This is a genomic window from Mesorhizobium sp. (assembly GCF_004962245.1).
Lineage (GTDB): Bacteria > Pseudomonadota > Alphaproteobacteria > Rhizobiales > Rhizobiaceae > Mesorhizobium.
Genome location: NZ_SUHQ01000010.1, coordinates 150,911 through 169,041, shown reverse-complemented (window position 1 = coordinate 169,041; position 18,131 = coordinate 150,911). Strand labels below are relative to the sequence as shown.

The 18,131-nt window shown below is 63.1% G+C and carries 16 protein-coding genes; 13 read left to right on the top strand and 3 right to left on the bottom strand.

Annotated features, from left to right (window positions below):
- Positions 1-266: 266 nt before the first annotated feature.
- Together E5X88_RS13205 and E5X88_RS13200 are read right to left on the bottom strand one after the other, a co-directional pair.
- Positions 267-1,265 (bottom strand): aldo/keto reductase, encoded by a 999-nt coding sequence (locus E5X88_RS13205; RefSeq protein WP_292161820.1) that lies wholly within the window; start codon positions 1,263-1,265, stop codon positions 267-269.
- A 62-nt stretch (positions 1,266-1,327) separates the two neighbouring features.
- Positions 1,328-2,833, bottom strand: a complete 1,506-nt coding sequence (locus E5X88_RS13200; RefSeq protein WP_292161819.1) for a UxaA family hydrolase — start codon at positions 2,831-2,833, stop codon at positions 1,328-1,330.
- Between the two features lie 270 nt (positions 2,834-3,103).
- Here E5X88_RS13200 and E5X88_RS13195 point away from each other — a divergent pair, with 270 nt between their 5' ends.
- The 6 genes from E5X88_RS13195 to gndA all read left to right on the top strand — a co-directional run bounded on the left by E5X88_RS13195 (position 3,104) and on the right by gndA (position 9,083).
- Positions 3,104-4,006 (top strand): GntR family transcriptional regulator, encoded by a 903-nt coding sequence (locus E5X88_RS13195; RefSeq protein ID WP_292161817.1) that lies wholly within the window; start codon positions 3,104-3,106, stop codon positions 4,004-4,006.
- 243 nt (positions 4,007-4,249) lie between these two features.
- Positions 4,250-4,606, top strand: coding sequence for a DUF2946 family protein (locus E5X88_RS13190; RefSeq protein WP_292161815.1), 357 nt, complete (start codon positions 4,250-4,252; stop codon positions 4,604-4,606).
- Positions 4,607-4,711: 105 nt separating this feature from the next.
- Positions 4,712-5,251: a copper chaperone PCu(A)C gene (locus E5X88_RS13185; RefSeq protein WP_292161813.1), complete on the top strand. Its 540-nt coding sequence runs from the start codon at positions 4,712-4,714 to the stop codon at positions 5,249-5,251.
- Between the two features lie 40 nt (positions 5,252-5,291).
- A complete protein-coding gene (locus tag E5X88_RS13180; RefSeq protein WP_292161810.1) occupies positions 5,292-5,807 on the top strand; it encodes a YcnI family protein in 516 nt (171 codons plus the stop codon).
- A 55-nt stretch (positions 5,808-5,862) separates the two neighbouring features.
- Complete coding sequence (locus E5X88_RS13175) at positions 5,863-7,500, top strand: copper resistance CopC/CopD family protein (RefSeq protein ID WP_292161807.1); 1,638 nt, start codon at positions 5,863-5,865, stop codon at positions 7,498-7,500.
- A gap of 155 nt (positions 7,501-7,655) precedes the next feature.
- Positions 7,656-9,083 (top strand): NADP-dependent phosphogluconate dehydrogenase, encoded by a 1,428-nt coding sequence (gene gndA / locus E5X88_RS13170; RefSeq protein ID WP_292161805.1) that lies wholly within the window; start codon positions 7,656-7,658, stop codon positions 9,081-9,083.
- Positions 9,084-9,093: 10 nt separating this feature from the next.
- Here the strand turns inward: gndA and E5X88_RS13165 are convergent, their stop codons facing one another.
- Positions 9,094-10,149, bottom strand: coding sequence for a LacI family transcriptional regulator (locus E5X88_RS13165; protein WP_292161803.1), 1,056 nt, complete (start codon positions 10,147-10,149; stop codon positions 9,094-9,096).
- A gap of 419 nt (positions 10,150-10,568) precedes the next feature.
- On the opposite strand from E5X88_RS13165, the gene E5X88_RS13160 reads away from it, so the two are divergent.
- From E5X88_RS13160 to mgrA, 7 genes are all read left to right on the top strand, one after another.
- Entirely contained in the window at positions 10,569-11,807 is a 1,239-nt protein-coding gene (locus tag E5X88_RS13160) for an ABC transporter substrate-binding protein (RefSeq protein WP_292161802.1), read from the top strand.
- A gap of 103 nt (positions 11,808-11,910) precedes the next feature.
- The gene (locus tag E5X88_RS13155) at positions 11,911-12,804 is read left to right on the top strand and encodes a carbohydrate ABC transporter permease (RefSeq protein ID WP_292161800.1); all 894 of its coding nucleotides are present in this window, start codon (positions 11,911-11,913) and stop codon (positions 12,802-12,804) included.
- The gene (locus tag E5X88_RS13150) at positions 12,797-13,732 is read left to right on the top strand and encodes a carbohydrate ABC transporter permease (protein WP_292161799.1); all 936 of its coding nucleotides are present in this window, start codon (positions 12,797-12,799) and stop codon (positions 13,730-13,732) included. The genes E5X88_RS13155 and E5X88_RS13150 overlap by 8 nt, the downstream gene beginning before the upstream one ends.
- A 2-nt stretch (positions 13,733-13,734) precedes the next feature.
- Entirely contained in the window at positions 13,735-14,832 is a 1,098-nt protein-coding gene (locus E5X88_RS13145; RefSeq protein ID WP_292161797.1) for an ABC transporter ATP-binding protein, read from the top strand.
- Between the two features lie 68 nt (positions 14,833-14,900).
- Positions 14,901-15,647 carry a sugar phosphate isomerase/epimerase gene (locus tag E5X88_RS13140; RefSeq protein WP_292161787.1) on the top strand — a complete coding sequence of 249 codons (747 nt, stop codon included), beginning with the start codon at positions 14,901-14,903 and terminating at the stop codon, positions 15,645-15,647.
- Between the two features lie 12 nt (positions 15,648-15,659).
- Positions 15,660-16,802 (top strand): Gfo/Idh/MocA family oxidoreductase, encoded by a 1,143-nt coding sequence (locus tag E5X88_RS13135; protein WP_292161786.1) that lies wholly within the window; start codon positions 15,660-15,662, stop codon positions 16,800-16,802.
- 152 nt (positions 16,803-16,954) lie between these two features.
- Entirely contained in the window at positions 16,955-18,001 is a 1,047-nt protein-coding gene (gene mgrA / locus E5X88_RS13130) for an L-glyceraldehyde 3-phosphate reductase (protein WP_292161785.1), read from the top strand.
- Positions 18,002-18,131 lie beyond the last annotated feature (130 nt).

The following is an 18,131-nucleotide window of genomic DNA, read 5'->3' as shown; positions in this document are numbered from 1 at the left end:
AAAAAACATTTACCGCGTTTTGATAGTGCATCGGTCCGGTCCACGCAAGCGGTGTTTCGTATCGGTCTCCGTATGGCTCGACCGGACCTCTGCCGATCCTCATTGCCATGTTCAAGCGCTTCCCGATCCTCGCCTGACAGTCATGGAATGTTAATTCCAAATTTTAGTCAATGTGGAACATTCGTTCTTTTTGGTATCGTGAGATTTCACGCCTCCGGATCACGTTGTCGGACGTTTAGCCGGCGAGCAAAGAGGGCCGAAGCGCATCAGCCGAGCTGCTGAACGATCGTATAAGGATCGTATTTGGCGAAGTCGGTTTCCGGCACCTGGACGCCGAGCAGTTCAAGGTTACGCGTGAGGTTGGCGGGCTTGGCCGTACCCGTCAGCACGGAGGCTACCACAGGCTCGTGCAACGGGAACTGGAACGCCGCTGCCGCAAGCGGGTAGCCGCCCTCGGCGGCGACTTTTTCCATCGCCCCGACGCGGTCGAGAATGTCCGCGGTGGCCGGCAGATAATCGAAATGGGCGCCCGGCACCGGGCCGGTTGCCAGAATGCCGGAATTGAAGACGCCGCCGATAATCAGCGAGGTCTGGCGTTGCCGGCAAAGCGGCAGCAGTTCGGCTTCGGCGGTGCGGTCGAGCAGTGAGTAGCGGCTGGCCAGCAGGATGCAGTCGAGCGGCGCTCGACGCAGCACATCGAGGCAGATCTGAACCTCGTTGACACCAAGGCCGTAGGCGGAAATGACCTTGGACGACTTCAGCTCTTCCAGCGCCTTCAGCCCGCCATCCATAAACTGGCGGAAATGCAGCTTCGTCTTCTCGACCCCATGCGTGTAGACGCCGATGTCGTGGACGAACAGGATATCGATCCGATTGAGGCCAAGCCGCGCATAGCTGAATTCGACCGAGCGCATGATGCCGTCATAGGAATAGTCGTAGTCCAGCGCGAAGGGCAGCGGATCGACATAGGAGTGGTCCGGAACCTGGTCTTCCGGCACCGGCCGGAACAGGCGCCCGACCTTGGTGGACAGCACGTAGGATGAGCGCGGCTTGTAGCGCAGGAAATCGCCGAAGCGACGCTCCGAAAGGCCGAAGCCGTAGAAGGGCGCGGTATCGAAATAGCGCAGGCCGGCTTCCCAGGCGACCTGCAGCGTCTCCATCGCCGCTTCGCGCGAGCAGGCCCGATAGAGGCCGCCGACCGCCGCGCCGCCGAAGCTGACCTCGGTGACGTCGAGCGCAGTTGCACCGATACGGCGTTTCTTCATACGAAGCCTCCCACCGGCCATTGTCCGGCCTGTCTATTGTCCTTGTCGGCTAGTGGTCGGCTCTAGAGGGTCGCTCCGAGGTGCCAGGGCACGAACTCGTTGTCGCCGTAGCCGAATTCCTCGCTCTTGGTCTTGCGGCCGGAAGCCGTCTCGATGATCAGTTCGAAGATCTCGCGGCCCATGCCGGCGATGGTCTTTTCGCCCGAGGCGATGACGCCGCAATTCACGTCCATGTCCTCTTCCATGGCGTGATACATGGTCGAGTTGGTGGCGACCTTGATCGAAGGCGTCGGTCGGCAGCCGAAGCAGGAGCCACGGCCGGTGGTGAAGACGATGACGTTGGCGCCGCCGGCCACCTGGCCGGTGGCGGAGACCGGGTCGTAGCCGGGCGTGTCCATGAACACCAGCCCGTGGCCGGTGACCTTCTCGGCGTAGCCGAAGACGCCGTTGAGCGGCGTCTGGCCGCCCTTGGCGACCGCGCCAAGCGATTTCTCCAGGATGGTGGTCAGGCCGCCGCGCTTGTTGCCGGGCGACGGATTGTTGTCGATGGAGGCGCCATGCTTGGCGACATGATCCTCCCACCACTTCACATAGCCGTCCAGCTTGGCGGCGATCTCCGGGGTCGCCGCGCGATAGGCGAGCAGATGCTCGGCGCCGTAGATTTCCGTCGTCTCGGAGAGGATGCCGATGCCGCCGACGCCGGCCAGGATGTCGACGGCGGCGCCCAGCGCCGGATTGGCTGTTATGCCGGACATGCCGTCGGAGCCGCCGCATTGCAGGCCGACGACGATCTCGCTGACCGGGATCGGCTCTCGCTCAAGCTTGCCGACCTCCTCGGCAATCTCGGCCAGCACCAGCATGGCCTTCTCCACCGATTTGCGCGAGCCGCCGGCTTCCTGGATGTTGAAGTGGCGTTTTCCCGCTGCGACGCCCTTCTGGCCGTAGAGGGTAAGCTGGTTGACCTCGCAGCCGAGCCCGACCATCAGCACGCCGCCGAAATTCGGATGGCGGGCATAGCCGGCAAGCGTGCGGTGCAGCACCATCATGCCGTCGCCGGTTGCGCTCATGCCGCAGCCCTGGCCGTGGACGATGGGAACGAAGCCGTCGATGCCCGGATATTTGGGCAGAAGCGTGCGGTTCGCCTCGTCGGCGATGGCATGACAAACGGTGGCCGAGCAATTGACGCTGGCGAGAATGCCGATGAAGTTGCGCGTGCCGGCACGGCCGTCGGCGCGACGGTAGCCCATGAAGGTGCGGGCGCGGTCTGCCTCCGTCGCATGCTCGGCCTCGCTTGGCGGCACCACCGGCAAGCGCCCGGACTCGAAGACCAGATTGTGCGAATGGACATGTTCGCCGGGCGCGATGTCCTGCGTGGCCCGACCGATCGCCTGGGCGTATTTGACCACAGCCTCGCCGGCAGGGATCGGCTTGATCGCCACCTTGTGGCCGGGTTCGATCAGCGCCTTGGCAACGGCGCCGCCTGGCAGCACCGTCCCGATCTCGATGCGGCCATTGGCGACCGCGACATTGTCGGCGGGAGACAGAAGAATGCTGTTTGCGGCGTTCACGGGCAGTTTCCTGGGTGTTCCTGGGATACGCGAGCGGATTGACACGCGTCTGTTAACAGTTAATGTCTTTTATCGTGAAAAAACAGTTTTGCGTCAATTGTTTTTTCATGACGACGCCGCGCGTTCTTATGGATGCGCAGACGACTGGACACTGGAACCAAGCCTGACTTCGAAAAGCGATTCCGCTTCTTGGGGGCATGCGCTAGGAGCATCTGTCATATCGCGCTTTAAACCGGCCGCCGCAAGCGCCGGCGCGCAACGAGGCAGGGGATGTCGAAGAGCAACAACGTCTACAAGGACGCCTACAATCGCGGTCTGCGGCTGCTCGACGAAACGAACAGCCTGCCGTCGGAGCCAGAGCTGGGCGCGCTGCTCGGCGTCAGCCGCACGACCATCCGTACCATCCTTGCGCGCATGGAAGAGACGGGGCTGATCGCCTGGAACAAACGCAGCAAGACGGTTTTGCGCGCACCGCGGCAGGACGATTTCTTCCCCGAGGAAGAGACGGACACGCTGTCGCAGATCATCGAGCGCTCCTTCATGCGGCGGCTGCTCGCGGGTGGCGCCGAGCCCGGCATGCAGATCAACGAGCTCGAACTGGCGCGCGAGATCGGCGTCGGCACCACCAGCGTGCGCGAGTTCCTGATCCGCTTCTCCCGCTTCGGGCTGATCGAGAAACGCCGCAACAGCCACTGGGTGCTGAAGGGTTTTACCCGCGCTTTCGCGCTGGAATTGACTGAAATCCGCGAGATGTTCGAACTGCGCTCGGCCGCCGCCTTCGCCGCCTTGCCGGAAGACAGCCCGGTCTGGGCCGACCTCGACGTCCTGGAGGACGAGCATCGCCTGCTGGCGCGCGAGATCGCTACGCGCTTCAACGAATTCTCCGAGCTCGACGAGCGCTTTCACCGGCTGATCCACCGCGCGTCGCACAATCGCTTCATCGTCGATTTCTACGACGTGATCGCCATGATCTTCCACTACCACTACCAATGGAACAAGGCGCAGGAGCGCGAGCGCAATGAAGTCGCGGTCACGGAACACCTGGCCTATATCGCTGCGCTCAAATCGCGCGATCTCGGCAAAGTCGACGCCGCCTGCCGCAAGCATCTGAAATCGGCGCGCCATACGCTGTTGACCTCGATCCCCGAGGGTTTACAGCCGCAACGGACTTAAAGCGCGTCGCGTCTGAACATGCGAGGCGCCTTAAGTTCCTGTTCTTGTGCATGTCGTTGTTCGAAAACCGCTGCGCACCCTCGGTTCAAGACCGAGGGCATGCTTTTGGGTGACATGCATTGACAGTGCCGCGTTGCCGCAGCAGCGATTTGGCGATTTTCCACGCGCCGGGCCCGTGCTAGATATCTGAGCGTTGCTGCGTGAAGAGGCAGGTCTTTGAGCATCCGGCGGAGACGATGGAGCATGCCGGCCGCGTTTGCCGCGGCCTGTTTGCTGCTGCTTCAATCGGCACTCGGCGCATTCGCCTTCGGCTTGAGCCCGAATGTTTCGCAACTCGACGCTTTCGGCAATGTCATCTGCGCCCAGGAGGGCGCGGGCCAGCTTCCCGACGGCGATCCGCACCGGCAGCACATGCCGGCTTGCTGCGTGCTTGGCTGCGGCGTGGCCTCCGCTGCTTACGCGCCGCCGCCCGCTGCCGGCACGGTGTCCGGCATTTTTTCCGTCGAAGCCGTCACCTTTGTGCTCCCGGTGTTCCGGCACCTCGATTTCACCCGCGACCGCTCTCCGTCGAATCCGCGCGCGCCGCCGGCGACGGCCTGATTCGTTCCAGCCCGCCTTGCGGAGACCTTTCGCGGGCGCGTTCATTCACAATCGAAACTGTTCGCGACCGGCCACCGGCGCGATCTCTCAGTTCTTGGAGCTATCATGTCTCACTCTTTCCGCGCGCGGTTCGGCCGCAACAGCCCCTTCCTGCGCCACTTCGAGGAGCGTCTCGGCATCACCGTGTTCGTCCTCGCCCTCCTGTTCGTCAGCGTCCAGGCCGTCTTCGCGCATGAATTCAAGGTCGGCGACCTCGAGGTCGTTCATCCCTGGTCGCGCGCTACGCCGCCCGGCGCCAAAGTGGCCGGCGGCTATTTCACCGTCACCAACACCGGCAGTTCGCCGGATCGCTTGCTGTCGATCTCCTCCGACATTTCGGCCAAGGCCGAACTGCATGAGATGGGCGTGAGCGATGGCGTCATGACCATGCGGCCGGTCACCGGTGGCCTTGAAATTCCGGCCGGCGGCAAGGTCGCGCTGGCGCCCGGCGGCTATCATCTGATGTTCGTCGGGCTGAAACGGCAACCGAAGCAAGGCGAAAAATTTTCCGCCGCGCTGACCTTCGAGAAGGCCGGCACCGTCACCGTCGACTTCGCCGTGGAAGGCATCGGCGCAACGGGTGGCATGGACGATCACGCCAACTGACTCGGCCAGATCCGCACAATTCGAAATTTGAGGGACCATCATGAACAGGTATCTTTTGTCGGCCGGCGCACTCGTCCTGGGGACGGGCTCGGCCTTCGCCCACGTCACGTTCGAAACGCAGGAGGCGGCGGTCGGTTCGACCTACAAGGCGGTCCTGCGCGTGCCGCATGGCTGCGACGGCAAGGCGACGACCGCTGTGCGCGTGCAGATCCCGGAAGGGGTGATTTCGGTGAAGCCGATGCCGAAGCCGGGCTGGACGCTGCAGGTCAAGAAAGGCAAATACGAGAAATCCTACCAGCTCCATGGTCAAGCGGTGACATCAGGCGTCAAGGAAGTGGACTGGAGCGGCGGCAGCCTGCCGGACGAATTCTACGAAGAATTCATCTTCCGCGCGACACTGGCGGCGGATCTGCCTGCCGGCCAAACGCTCTACTTCCCGGTGGTGCAGGAATGCGACGGCGTTGCCGAACGCTGGATCGAGATTCCGGCGTCCGGCCAGGATGAGGATTCGCTGGAGTCTCCGGCGCCTGGCATCAAGCTTGTACCTCGGGAATGATCTTTGGCGGCGCGCCTTGTTCGAAAGAGCGCGCCGCTGCCTTTGTGGCGGTGACATGAGTGCTGCATCCTTACAACGGGCGGTCTGCACGGCCTGTAAAGGCGCCAGTCGGCTTGCCGCTGGCCTGCTGGCTGCGATCATGCTGCTTGCAGCGATTGCCGCGCCAAATCAGGCCTTTGCGCATGCGGCGCTGGTCACAGCCGATCCGGCCGATGGCGCGGTACTGGGACAAAGCCCCGCGCACTTCTCGCTGACTTTCAGTGAGCCGGCTTCGCCGCTGGTCCTGACCTTGGTGCGGCCGGACGGGACGGCGGTTCCGCTGACGTCCTTTCGGCTCAATGGCCAGACGGTCGAGATCGACAATTCGCAAATGCTCGGATCCGGCACGCATGTGCTGAGCTGGCGGGTGATTTCCGCCGACGGCCATCCGGTCGGCGGCTCGGTGCTGTTTTCCATCGGCGCGCCGAGTGCCGCGCCGGCCGTCTCCGAAGCTGTCGACCTAGATCTGCGGTCGGCGATCTGGGTCGCCAAGGTCTTTCTCTATGCCGGCCTCTTTCTCGGCGTCGGCGGCGCCTTTGCCATAGCCTGGCTGGCGCAAGGCGGGCGTACCGGCCGGCGCTTCGTCATCGCCGCGATCCTGTGCGGCCTCGCTGCTGCGCCCTTGTCGCTCGGTTTGCAAGGGTTGGACGCGCTCGGTGCGCCGCTTACCCGACTGGCTCAGCCCGGCGTCTGGCAGGCCGGGCTCGCCACCAGCTTCGGCTGGACGGCGCTGATCGCGGTGGTGGCGCTCGGGCTTGGCCTGCTGTCGCTGGTCGGGCCGCGCGGGGGCGCAAAACTGTTTGCCCTTGCCGGCTTGACCGGTGTCGGTGCCGCCCTTGCCGCCAGTGGGCACGCAAGTGCCGCCGAACCGCAATGGCTGACGCGTCCGATGGTGTTCCTGCACGGCGCCGGCATCGCCTTCTGGGCCGGGGCGCTGGCGCCGCTCGGTCTCGCCATAAGGCGGAAACCAGCCGAGGCCGCGGCTTTCCTGCGCCGGTTTTCCCACACGATCCTGCCTGTCGTGGCCGTGCTCGCGGCCACCGGCATCGTGCTGGCTATCATCCAGGTGCAGGCGCCCGCAGCGTTGCTCGGGACCGCCTATGGCCGGCTGCTGCTGGTCAAGCTGGCGCTGCTGTTCTTTCTGTTCACGCTCGCCGCGACCAACCGCTGGAAACTCACCCGTCCGGCCGAAGCGGGAGAGACGGAAGTGCAGCGGAGGCTGGTCCGCTCGATCGGCATTGAAATGCTGATCGTTCTGGCGATCTTCGGCGTTGCTGCCGGCTGGCGCTTCACGCCGCCGCCACGCGCCCTGGCGATCGCGGCAGCGCAGCCGGCATCGATCCATATCCACACGCCGAAGGCGATGGCCGACCTCAGCATCACGCCCGGCCATGTTGGGCCGGTTGCCGCCTCGATGATCATCATGACCGGAGATTTCGGCCCGCTCGACGCAAGCCAAGTGACGCTGGTGCTGTCAAAACCCGACTCCGGCATCGAGCCGATCAAGCGCGCGGCGATAAAGCCAGGCGACGGGACCTGGCGCGTCGACGATCTCGTCATCCCGGTTCCCGGCCGATGGACGGTGCGGCTCGATATCCTCGTCTCGGATTTCGAGATCGTGAAGATAGAGGCGCCCATCGACATCAGGCCATAAGGACCAGCCAGCGGTCTGCGCAACACAATTCGGCGAGGCGGTTGACGCGGCCTTGAAGGCCCGTCAATCATCTCGGCAAGAAGGGCATCCCGGGAAGAATGGGCATCGCCACAAATCACCGCCTCAACAAAAGATCCGAAAGCAGGGAAGAAACGATGGAAAAAGCCGAAATCGGCCTGATCGGCCTTGGCACGATGGGCTCCAACCTGGCGCTCAACATCGCCGAGAAGGGCCACCGCATCGCCGTCTTCAACCGCACTGCCGCGCGCACCGACGCCTTCGTCGAAAATGCCGGGGCGCTGAAGGACATGGTTGTGCCCTGCTACAGCCTGGAGGAACTCGCCGCCGCCATCCGGCCGCCGCGGCCGATCATCATCATGGTGCTGGCCGGCAAGCCGGTCGACGACCAGATCGCGGCACTGCGCGGCGTGCTGTCGGCCAACGACATCGTCATCGATGCCGGTAACGCCAATTTCCGCGACACCATGCGGCGCTTCTCCGAGCTTGCCGGTTCGGGTCTCACCTTCATCGGCATGGGCGTGTCCGGGGGCGAGGAGGGCGCGCGCCATGGACCGTCGATCATGGTCGGCGGCACGGAAGAGTCCTGGAAACGTGTCGAAAAGGTACTGACTGCCATTTCGGCCAAATTCAGGGATGAGCCCTGTGCGGCATGGCTCGGCACCGATGGCGCGGGGCATTTCGTCAAGACCATCCACAACGGCATCGAATATGCCGACATGCAGATGATCGCCGAGATCTACGGCATCTTGCGCGACGGCCTGGGCATGGGGCCGAAGGAGATCGCACAGGTGTTTGCCGGCTGGAACAAGGGCCGGCTCAACTCCTATCTGATCGAGATCACCGCCAAGGTGCTGGCCGCCGACGATCCGAAGACCGGCAAGCCGGTGGTCGACATCATCCTCGACCGCGCCGGCCAGAAGGGCACCGGCAAATGGTCGGTCATCGAGGCGCAGCAGCTCGGCATTCCGGCCACCGCGATCGAGGCCGCGGTGGCGGCGCGCGTCCTGTCGTCGATCAAGGACGAGCGCCTGGCCGCCGAAAAGGCCTATGGCAATGGCGGCGTGACCAAGATTTCCGGAGATAGGGACGCGCTTCTCAACGATCTCGAACTGGCGCTGTTCGCCGGCAAGATATCAGCCTATGCGCAAGGCTTCGCGGTGATGAGCGGCGCGTCGAAGGAATTCAATTGGGACCTGCCGATGCCGGTCATCGCCAAGATCTGGCGGGCCGGCTGCATCATCCGCTCGCAATTGCTGGACACGATGGCGGAAGCCTTCGGCAAGGGCGGGGCGGCCACCAATCTGCTGATGGCGCCGGCTTTCATTGCAATGATGCAGGAGGCGCATCCGTCGCTCCGACGCATCGTGGCAAGAGCGTCGGAGGCCGGTTCGCCGGTGCCGGCGCTGTCGTCCGCGCTCGCCTATTTCGACAGCTACCGCCAGGGCCGCGGCACCTCGAACCTGATCCAGGCACAACGCGATTTCTTCGGCGCGCACGGCTTCGAGCGCATCGACGGGCCGGGCGCGTTCCATGGCCCTTGGGGAAGCGGTGCTGCCGGCTGACTGGTTTGGGTCAATCGGGTGTAGAGCGGCGATAGGCCAGGACCTCGGTCGGCACGCTCAGGCTCTGCAGTGAGCCGGGTGCCGCGCCGCCGATCCAGCCCAGCACGGAGCGGGCGAGCTCGGCGCCGGCTAGCCGGAAGTCCTCGTTGACGACCAGCAGTTCCCTGCGGAACAGATGCAGCAGGTCCGACGACTGCTTGGACACCACGTCGACGTCCCGGCCGAGCTTGAGGCCGGCGTCCTCGATGCCGGCGACGATGGCGAGCGTCGCGGCGGCGGCACTGCTGACGAAGCCGTCTGGCCTGACGTCGCGGCGCATCACCTGCGCGGTCCTCATCCTGATCTGCTCGATCGAGTGGTCGATCGAAACGGTGTTGAACGGGATCTCGCTGGCGCCGACCTCGCTCAGCGCATCGGTGAAGCCGTTCAGCGCATGGCGGTGATAGGTCAGTGCGACTGGCGGCGCCAGCAGAGCCAGCCTGCGGCGGCCGATGCCGGCCAGGTGGCGTACAGCCTCGGCCGCGAACGCGTAGTTGTCGAAATCATGATAGGGGTGGATCAGCCCCATATCGGTGCGGCCGTGCGTGGCAAAGGGGATGCCTCGCTCCAGCATGTAGCGGGCCCTGGGGTCATTCGGCTGGGTGCGCGAGATGATGACGCCGTCGGCGGAGCCGGTTTCCACCAGGTAACGTATCGGGTCCAGGGGATCCTGCGAGCGTGAATAGGGCGTGACGATCAGGTGATAGGGCGTGCCGGCGATGACTTCCGAGACGCCGTAGATGATGTCCGAGACAAAGCTCATGATCTCGTGCTCGGTTTTGAGCACGAGGCTGATGACGTTGGTCTTGCCGGTTCGCAGGCGCACGCCGGCACGGTTGGGCCGGTAGCCGATCTGCTTGGCGACGAGCTGGACGCGCCGCCTGGTCTCGGCGCCGATTTCGGGCGCGTCCTTCAGCGCCCGCGACACGGTGGTGACGCCCAGCCCGGTCATGAAGGCAAGCGTCTTCAATGTCGGCCGGCCCTGTTCCGACGCCTCGTCGTCCTTTTCCGTCTGCTGTCTATCCATTCATCCCGCTCGTCAGGCGCATAGCAGTTGCCGTGCAGGCCGGCAATCGGCGGATCGCGGCTCGTCCGCGACCCCGCCTGATGAACACCCTATATCCTGAAACGTTACAGATTGTCACTTGTCATCGCGCAGCGGCTGATGGAAAGCTTACTTCCGCGCCAGCGAAGCTTCATTCGATGCCAGTCGTTGGAGCGCCGGCAAAGGCTTGTCCGAAGAACAAGATTTCGCCGAATTCCACGCATTGCAGCGTCGTTCTTGCAATGCGACCTGTCTTGTTGCGCTGCAACAGAAGGCAATTGCGTGGGCGAATTTGTTTGTGGCTCGAAAAAATCTTGAGCGGCTCCCATTCGGGGGTTGCGTACCCTTCGTAATTGCCTTATCGAAAATCTGTAACGTTTCAGATTCTGGGAGGAGCCGAAATGCGATACCAATTCTTGACTGCTGCGCTGGCAGTGACAACCGCGCTGCCATTTGCCGGCCCGGCGGCAGCGACGGACCTGGAAGTCACCCATTGGTGGACTTCGGGCGGCGAGGCGGCGGCGGTCGCCGAATTCGCCAAGGCGTTCGACGCGACGGGTAATCATTGGATCGACGGCGCTATTGCCGGCTCCGGCGGCACGGCGCGGCCGATCATGATCAGCCGCATCACTGGCGGCGACCCCATGGGCGCCACCCAGTTCAACCATGGCCGGCAAGCGGAAGAATTGGTGCAGGCCGGTCTGATGCGCGACTTGACCGATCTCGCCACCAGGGACAAGTGGACGGAAATCGTGCAGCCGAAGAGCCTGCTCGACGGCTGTACCCTCGACGGCAAGATCTATTGCGTGCCGGTCAACATTCACTCCTGGCAGTGGCTGTGGCTGTCGAACGCGGCCTTTGAAAAGGCCGGTGTCCCGGTGCCGAAGAATTGGAATGAATATGTCGCAGCCGCCCCTGCGCTGGAAAAGGCAGGCATCATACCGCTTGCGGTCGGCGGGCAGCCCTGGCAGTCCTCGGGCGCCTTCGACGTGCTGCTTACGGCGGTCGGCGGCACGGACACCTTCTTGAAGGTCTATCGCGACAAGGACGCTGAATTCGCCGCCGGGCCCGAGGTCGCCAAGGTGTTCAAGGCCGCGGACGATGCCCGCAAGATGGCGAAGAACACCAATGTGCAGGACTGGAACCAGGCCACCAATCTCGTCATCGCCGGCAAGGCCGGCGGCCAGATCATGGGCGACTGGGCACAGGGCGAGTTCCAGGTTGCCGGCCAGACCGCAGGCAAGGACTATACGTGCCTTCCCGGCCTTGGCCTGAACGAGGTCATCGCCACCGGCGGCGACGCCTTCTACTTCCCGCTGCTGCAGGACGCTGAAAAGTCCAAGGCGCAGGAAGCGCTGGCCGAAACGCTGCTCGATCCCAAGACGCAGGTCGCCTTCAATCTCAAGAAGGGTTCGCTGCCGGTGCGCGGCGATGTCGACCTCGAAGCGGCGAATGACTGCATGAAGAAAGGGCTCGACATCCTGGCCAAGGGCAGCGTCATGCCCTGGACGGACCAGTTGCTGTCGCAGGACACGCAAAAGCAGAAGGAGGACCTTTTCTCCGAGTTCTTCGCCAAGCCGGACATGACCGTGGAAGAGGCGCAGAAGCGCTTCGCCGATATCGTCGCTTCGGCGGACTGACGATCGACGAACCGCTCGCTCCCGGCCCGCGACCGCGGGGCCGGGAGCTCAGGGTCAGGGTCCTGACCCTTCCGCCCTTACCCGATCCAGCCCGGCTGAGCAGATGAGCAAGAGCGAACGCCCCAACCAACTCTTCCGCAACCTTAATGCCAAGGTCGCCTCGATTCCGATGATCCTCACCGCACTGGTGATCTTCGTCGGCGGCAGCGCGTGGACGGTGCTCTATTCCTTCACCAATTCGAAGCTCCTGCCGCGGCTGAACTTCGTCGGGCTCGACCAGTATTATCGGCTCTGGTCGACGCCGCGCTGGCTGATTTCCATTGAGAACCTCCTGGTCTACGGCGTGCTGTCGCTGGTGTTCTCTCTCGTGATCGGCTTCATGCTGGCGGCGCTGCTCGACCAGAAGATCCGCTTCGAGGACACGTTCCGCACGATCTTCCTCTATCCGTTCGCGCTCTCCTTCATTGTCACCGGTCTTGTCTGGCAGTGGCTGCTCAACCCGGAGTTCGGAATCCAGGGGGTGGTGCGCGGTCTCGGCTGGGAAAGCTTCAACTTCGATCCGCTCTACAATTCCAGCATCGTCATCTACGGCATATTGATCGCCGCGCTCTGGCAAGGCACCGGGCTCATCATGTGCCTGATGCTGGCGGGCCTGCGCGGCATCGACGAGGATATCTGGAAGGCCGCGCGGGTGGATGGGATACCCATGTGGAAGACCTATCTCTTCATCATCATCCCGATGATGCGACCGGTCTTCATCACCGCGCTTGTCATCATCGCTGCCGGTATCGTCAAGGTCTACGACCTAGTCGTCGCCCAGACCAGCGGCGGTCCCGGCATCGCCTCTGAAGTGCCGGCCAAATATGTCTACGACTACATGTTCTTCGCCCAGAACCTCGGCCAGGGCTTCGCCGCCTCGACCATGATGCTGCTGTCGGTGGTGGTCGTCATCGTGCCGTGGGCCTATCTTGAATTCGGAGGCAAGAAGCGTGTCTGACCATGCCGTTTCCCTGCCTGCCGCTACGGGCGCTATCAGGCTTGAGGCATCCGGGCCGCGGGGGCCGAAGCCGCGGCATGTGTTCTCGCGCCGCAACATCTTCCTCTATGGCACGCTCATCGTGGTGGCGCTGTATTATCTCCTGCCGCTCTACGTGATGGTGGTGACATCGCTCAAGGGCATGCCGGAGATACGCCTCGGCAACATCTTCTCACCGCCACTCGAGATCACCTTTGAGCCTTGGGTAAAGGCCTGGTCCAGTGCCTGCACCGGTCTCAACTGCGACGGGCTCTCGCGCGGTTTCTGGAATTCGGTGCGCATCACCATTCCGTCGGTCATCCTGTCGATCGCGATCGCTTCCGTGAACGGCTACGCGCTTGCCAACTGGCGCTTCAAGGGGGCCGACACTTTCTTCGTGATCCTGATCGTCGGCGCCTTCATCCCCTATCAGGTGATGATCTATCCGATCGTCATCATCCTGCGCGAAATCGGCCTCTACGGCAGCCTCAGCGGTCTGGTGATCGTCCATTCCATTTTCGGCATGCCGATCCTGACACTGTTGTTCCGCAACTATTTCTCTTCGATGCCGGAGGAGCTGTTCCGGGCGGCGCGCGTCGACGGCGCCGGCTTCTGGGGCATCTATTTCCGTATCATGCTGCCGATGTCGCTGCCGATCTTCGTCGTCGCCATCATCCTGCAGGTGACCGGCATCTGGAACGACTTCCTGTTCGGCGTCGTCTACACCCGCCCCGACACCTATCCGATGACGGTGCAGCTCAACAATATCGTCAACTCGGTGCAAGGCGTGAAAGAATACAACGTCAACATGGCCGCCACCATCCTGACCGGCCTCGTACCGCTCGTCGTCTACTTCATTTCCGGCAAGCTCTTCGTGCGTGGCATCGCCGCCGGCGCGGTGAAAGGATGATGATGACAAGAATCGAAAATCCCAGTGTTTCGATCCAGGACCTGTCGCTGAATTTCGGCGCGGTGTCGGTGCTGGAGACGCTCAATATCGACGTCGCCGAGGGTGAGTTCATCGTCCTGCTCGGCCCGTCCGGCTGCGGCAAGTCGACCTTGCTCAACTGCATCGCCGGCCTGCTCGACGTTTCGGACGGCCGCATCTTCATCAAGGGCAAGAACGTCACCTGGGAGGAACCCAAGGACCGTGGCATCGGCATGGTGTTCCAGTCCTATGCGCTTTATCCACAGATGACGGTGGAGAAGAACCTGTCCTTCGGGCTGCGCGTCGCCGGCATCGCCAGGGACGAGATCGCCAGGCGCATTGCTCGCGCCGCCGAAATCCTGCAGATCGAGCCATTGCTGCAACGCAAGCCGTCGGCGCTTTCGGGCGGCCAGCGCCAGCGCGTGGCGATCGGGCGGGCGCTCGTGCGCGACGTCGACGTCTTCCTGTTCGACGAGCCGCTTTCCAATCTCGACGCCAAGCTGCGCGCGGAACTGCGTGTCGAAATCAAACTGCTGCACAGCAAATTGCAGAATACGATGATCTACGTCACCCACGACCAGATCGAGGCGATGACGCTGGCCGACCGTATCGCGGTGATGAAGGGCGGCGTGATCCAGCAGCTCGACGCGCCGCAGACGATCTACAATCGCCCGGTCAACCGTTTCGTCGCCGGCTTCCTCGGCTCGCCGGCTATGAACTTCCTCGACGGCAGGCTGGAGAACGACGACGGCAACTGGCACTTCGTCGCCGAGGATGTGAAGATCCCGCTTGCCACCTACGTTTTCGAAAAGGAGCCCGTGCCGGGACCGGCCGTCTTCGGTATCCGGCCCGAGCATGTTGCATTCAACAGCGGCGCCGGGTGGCCGTTCACAGCTACGGCAAATGTCGTGGTCGTCGAACCCATGGGTTCCGACACGCTGGTCTGGCTGAAGCTCGGAAATCAGAATTTCACGGTGCGGGTGACTTCCGAGCGCACGCCAAACAACGCCGACACCGTGAGCATCGGTTTTGACCCGATGCGCGCTTCGCTGTTCGACGCCGCAACCGGCAACCGCCTGTAACTCCCCAGAATCTCATTCCCAAGAATTTCACCTCAAGCACATCCATCCCCAGAGAACGGACAGAGACGATGAACTGGTCATTCCAACTTTACAGCGCCCGCAATTTCCAACCTTGGGAAGGCGTGCTCAAGATGCTGGGCGAGCTCGGCTACAAGGAAGTCGAAGGGTTCGGCGGCGTCTATGACGACCCTAAGGCATTCCGCGCCGAACTCGACAAGAACGGGCTCACAATGCCGACCGGGCATTTCTCGATCGATACGCTCGAAAAGGATTTCGATGGCGTGCGCAAGATCGCCGACGCACTCGGCATCACACTGCTCATCTGCCCCTATCTGGTCGCCGAACTCAGGCCGACCGACACGGCCGGTTGGCGCGGTTTCGGCGAGCGCCTGGCCAAGGTCGGCGAGACGGCTGACAAGGCTGGCTACGGTTTTGCCTGGCACAACCATGATTTCGAGTTCAGGACGCTTGCCGACGGCTCGGTGCCGCAGGACCACATACTGGCGGCAGCGCCCGATATCGGCTGGGAGATGGACGTGGCCTGGGTGGTGCGCGGCGGCGGCGATCCGCTGCCCTGGATCGAAAAGCATGGCAAACGCATCGCCGCCGTCCATGTCAAGGACATCGCCAAGCCCGGCGAGGGTCTCGACGAGGACGGCTGGTCGGATGTCGGCCACGGCACGATCGACTGGGCCGGCCTGATCAAGACGCTGCGCGCCAGGAGCGCCGCCAAATACTATGTCATGGAACAGGACAACCCCAACGACATCGAGCGCTTCGCCCGCCGCTCGATCGCAGCCGCCAAGACCTATTAGGAGCAAATCAGCATGGCAAGGAAGCTTGGGATCGGCGTCATCGGCTGCGGTAACATCTCGAACGCGTATCTCTCGTTTGCGCCGCTGTTTCGCGGCATCGAGATGCGCGCCTGCGCGGATATCAACATGGATGCGGCCAAGGCACGGGCGAAGGAGTTCAAGCTGCGCGCCGAGACCGTCGAAGGACTGCTCAAGGCCGGCGACATCGACATCATCGTCAACCTCACCGTTCCGGCGGTGCACTACGAGGTGTCGAAACAGATTCTCGATGCCGGCAAGCACGTCTATTCGGAAAAGCCGTTCGTGCTGTCGGTCAAGGAAGGGCTCGATCTGAAGAAGCTGGCCGAGAGAGAGGGACTGCGCATCGGCTCGGCGCCCGACACTTTCCTCGGTGGCGCGCACCAGCTTGTCCGCAACCTGATCGACACCGGCAAGCTCGGCAAGATCACCAGCGGCACATGCCATGTGATGAGCCATGGGATGGAGCACTGGCACCCCAATCCTGACTTCTTCTTCCAGCCTGGCGCTGGCCCGGTGCTCGATATCGGACCCTATTACATCACCAATCTGATCCAGCTGATCGGGCCGGTGAAACAGGTCGCGGCCTTCGCTTCGATCCCGAAGACGGAACGTACGATCTCGTCCAAGCCTCGCGCGGGCGAAAAGATCCTGGTCGCCACGCCGACGACGATCCACGGCGTGATGGAGTTCGAGAATGGCGCGGTGGTGACGCTCAATACCAGCTGGGACGTGTGGAGCCATGGCCATGCGCCGATGGAACTCTACGGCGAGTTGGGCACGGTGTTCTTGCCGGATCCGAATTTCTTCGGCGGCGACGTTCGCTTCACCGACGGTGCCAAGCCGGTCAAGAAGCTGCCGAAATGGAAGCATCCGTTCAGCGTCGCCAACCAGATGCATTCGCACGGCATGATGGCCAACTACCGTGCCGCCGGTCTCGCCGACATGGCGCTGGCGATCGCGGAAGGCCGGCCGCATCGGTGCTCGATGGAACTGGCGCTGCATGCCGTCGATGTGATGACCGGCATGTTGCGGTCGGGCGCGAGCGGAAAGTTCGTTGCCATGCAGACCACCTGCGAACGGCCCGCTGCACTGGGCGTCAAGGATGCGAAAGGGCTGTTGGCGAAGAAGAAGTAGGGTGCGCGCTTTAAGTGATTGCGACACGTGTAGTTTGCCGTCGACCCCTCTCCCCGTTTCGGCGGGGAGAGGCTAAGGGTGAGAGGCAGAGCCGACTCACCCTTTTTTCGCGGTGGCAACTGCCGGGCTCGCTTTGATCTAGAGGATTTCCCATGCCCTATGTCCCCGCCGAAAACCGCTACGAGAAAATGATCTACAATCGCTGCGGGCGATCCGGCCTGAAATTGCCGGCGATCTCGCTCGGGCTCTGGCACAATTTCGGCGGCGACACGCCGCACCGGACCAAGCAGGCGATCGCGCGCAAAGCCTTCGATCTCGGCATCACGCATTTCGACCTCGCCAACAATTACGGCCCGCCGGCCGGTTCGGCCGAGACGGCTTTTGGCGAAATCCTGCGGACGGATTTCTCCAGTTATCGCGACGAGCTGATCATCTCGACCAAGGCCGGTTACGAGATGTGGGCCGGACCCTATGGCGAATGGGGCGGGCGCAAATATGTGCTGGCCAGCCTCGACCAGAGCCTGAAGCGGATGGGGCTCGACTATGTCGACATCTTCTATTCGCACCGCTTCGATCCCGACACGCCGCTGGAAGAAACGATGGGCGCGCTCGATCACGCGGTACGCTCCGGCAAGGCGCTTTATGCCGGCATCTCCTCCTACAATTCGCAGCGCACGCGCGAGGCCGCCGACATATTGAAGCAACTCGGCACGCCATGCGTCATCCACCAGCCGAGCTATTCGATGCTCAACCGCTGGGTCGAGGAGGACGGTCTGCTCGATACGCTGGAGGGGCTCGGCGTCGGCTCGATCGTGTTCACGCCCCTGGCGCAAGGCATGCTGACCGACAAATACCTCCGTGGCATCCCTGAGGGCAGCCGCGCCAGCCAGGGCAAGTCGCTGAAGGCGGCCTTCATCAATGACAAGACCATCGCCAACATCAAGGCGCTGAACGCGATTGCCGGCCAACGCGGCCAGACGCTGGCGCAGATGGCGCTGGCTTGGGTGCTGCGCAAGGGGCGGGTGACCTCGGCGCTGATCGGCGCCAGCCGGCCGGAACAGGTCGAGGATTGTGTCGGCGCGCTGAAGGCGCTCGACTTCAGCGATGCCGAACTCGCCGAGATCGATACTTACGCGCGCGAAGCCGACATCAATCTGTGGGCCGCCTCGGCGGAGCGCAAAGGGCCGCCACGGAAGTGATCCGCCCCGGATGTGACTGGCCGCCTGCTCGCGGCTTGGCCGGCTTCTGGGCCGCGCCGGTGTGGAAACAGTAGCAAAAATGCCCGATCGTCGCTATCTGGATGGGATTGGAACCGCTTGCATGCGGAAA